The organism is Saccharospirillaceae bacterium (assembly GCA_022448365.1).
Classification (GTDB): domain Bacteria; phylum Pseudomonadota; class Gammaproteobacteria; order Pseudomonadales; family Oceanobacteraceae; genus Bacterioplanoides.
In genome coordinates this window covers 1-2,455 of sequence record JAKVCS010000027.1, presented here as the reverse complement: position 1 = coordinate 2,455, position 2,455 = coordinate 1, and the positions used below count along the sequence as shown (strand labels likewise).

The following is a 2,455-nucleotide window of genomic DNA, read 5'->3' as shown; positions in this document are numbered from 1 at the left end:
CGCGTAAGTGATTCTACGATAGCCATAGCGCCCTTTATGCTTGTGATAGATATCACGTATCTTTATGCGTAAGTCAGTATTGGAACAAGGCTGATTCAGTGTATTACGATGGTAGTAATACACACTCTTGGGAAGCCCTGTAACCTTTAATAAATGCTGTAAGCTATATATTGCCTTGAGCTCTTCGACAACTATCGTTTTGTCTTTGCTTTTTTCTTTCTGGCTTGAGCCAAGGCTTCTAACTTTTTTAAGACAGCGTTCTCTGCACGTAGATAATCGAGCTCTTCTCTCAGTTCTTTTTCAGTCATCTCAGATGATGGTTTAGGAGTAGAAGAATGATTAATCACGCGAGGCCTACCTGTTTTCTGTGGTTTAAGACGAGTTATACCCTCGCGAGCATAAAGCTTTTGCCATTGAAATAAAATACCTGGGGATGATAAGTCGAAATAGGCGCTGGTATATGTCAGTGACCAATGATTCGCAGACATAGCATTGAGTACATGCAGTTTAAATTCAAAGGTGTAAGGCAATTGCTTATGGATAAAACTATCAAAGCCGTTGATGCGATAGACTTGAGACCAGTAACGAATAAGGTTAGGTCGTACTTTAAACTTTCTACCTAAGGCTCCTGAACTCTCTTCTTGCGCTAGTCGCGCTAGCTTTAACTTAAATGCTCTGTGATGTTTGGACATAAAAAGACCCCCAGTAATTGGATAGTCCAACTATTGGGGGTCACTTCAAGTAAGAAGGTGCGTTGGAAGAAGGAGTGGAAGCCGTTGAATTCATGGCCGTTATTATACCCGAAGTCCACTCTCTATACCCCTCGAAAACGCTTGAACTGCCGGCATTTTTGCACTTCGATACCATCGATCAGCAGTTGCAGATCCGTCAGGGTCAGGGCCCGCTGACCAGAGGCAGATAACGGCACCCGGAACTGTCCCTGCTCCAGGCGCTTGGCCCACAGGCAATAACCGGTGGCGGTAAAGTACAGCATCTTCATCTGAGTCTTTCGACGGTTGACGAAGACAAAATACTGGCCGCTAAGTGGGTCGTGCTTCAACTGATTCCGGACCAGGGCGCTCAAGCCCCCGAATGATTTGCGCATGCCGGTGGGCTCGGTGCACAGCCAGATGCGCGCCTGGCTATCGAGCCCGATCATCCGTTCTGGCTCAGCCGCAGTTCCACGCCGTTGCCGAGGCTAAGCACAATGTTCCAGCCTGGGCCGGAGGATGGAGAGTTGCTCATCAACGACGAGAGATCCAGAAAACCGGCTTCACCGGGACCTGACGACTCATCAGTCGACGGATCGGACAGGCGCTTGCGCCAGTTACAGAAGCTGGCGCAACCGATCTCCTCCTGTTTACAAAACTGCGGCGCTGACAAGCCGCAGGCGCGCTGCTGATCAACCAGGGTCTGCCACTGTTCTGGAGTACGGTGCTTTCTCATAAGGGTAACCTCGTGCTGGGAAATGTGATGTTACTGTAGGGCGAAATTTACTGGGGTGGCAGGACGTCGCGGAATGAACGTGTATGGACAACCTGTGTTGTTTCTACTGTGACTACTTACCGTACCTGAACGTGGCGGGGAGCGCCGTTTACGATATCAACGTCCACATCTCATCGGCCGCCAGCCTGATAGGGATGGCCTGCGATACTGACATCACCCCGGGTTCACCGCCACGGCAACAGCAGATAGGCTTGACTAGTCCTGAAATAGGTTGACACTTATTTCGGTTAAAACGCCCGATGTATTTCATCGGGCGTTTTGTATTTAAGGGCCAGATGTGGCCGCCTACCATTATAGATTGCTACTGACTCTGCAACCATCTTTCTCGCTTCTTCTAAATCTCTTGGCTTATGGAGTAAGTATTCATTTTTAAGAATACCGTTTATCCGCTCTGCAAGGGCGTTTTGATAGCAGTCGTAGCCATCTGTCATTGAGCACTGTACATCATGTTTTCTATGGAGTTTTTGATACTCTTCTGAGCAATACTGTATACCTCTGTCAGAATGATGTACGAGTTTTTCGTTTGTACTTTTTTGTTTAAGCGCTCGAGTAAATGCTTGCTTTACTGACTGCGTTCGCATGTTATCGTCAACCTGATAGCCCACAATCTTCCGCGAATAAGCATCTGTAATGAGACTCACATAACTCTCTCCACTTCGCGTCGGTAAGTACGTTATATCCGCTACCCATAGCTGATTGGGTTTATCCGCTTTTAACCCCGCTTTAATGAGGTTGGGATGACAGCGGAACCGATGATGGCTGTTCGTTGTTTTGTGATAGGCACGCTTTGTCGGCACTAGTAGACGCCTTTCTCTTAGTAAATTAAAGAGATGATCCCTACCAATGTCTATTTTAACGAGCGCAAGAAGATACTGTAGTTTCCTAGTGCCGATGCGAGGTTGCATCATTCGCTCCTGACGTACGCATTGAATGACTCTATCCTCATGCG

4 protein-coding genes are annotated in these 2,455 nt (G+C 47.7%); all 4 read right to left on the bottom strand.

The features are described from left to right. Nucleotides 1–191: 191 nt before the first annotated feature. Nucleotides 192–692, bottom strand: a complete 501-nt coding sequence (locus MK185_17745) for a hypothetical protein (GenBank protein MCH2042474.1) — start codon at nt 690–692, stop codon at nt 192–194. Nucleotides 693–814: 122 nt separating this feature from the next. Continuing rightward, nucleotides 815–1,159, bottom strand: coding sequence for an IS66 family insertion sequence element accessory protein TnpB (tnpB, locus tag MK185_17740; GenBank protein ID MCH2042473.1), 345 nt, complete (start codon nt 1,157–1,159; stop codon nt 815–817). Beyond that, a complete protein-coding gene (locus tag MK185_17735) occupies nt 1,156–1,446 on the bottom strand; it encodes an IS66 family insertion sequence element accessory protein TnpB (GenBank protein MCH2042472.1) in 291 nt (96 codons plus the stop codon). The genes tnpB and MK185_17735 overlap by 4 nt, the downstream gene beginning before the upstream one ends. 287 nt (nt 1,447–1,733) lie before the next feature. After that, a partial coding sequence (locus tag MK185_17730; protein ID MCH2042471.1) for an IS3 family transposase occupies nt 1,734–2,455 on the bottom strand: 722 nt, incomplete at its 5' end.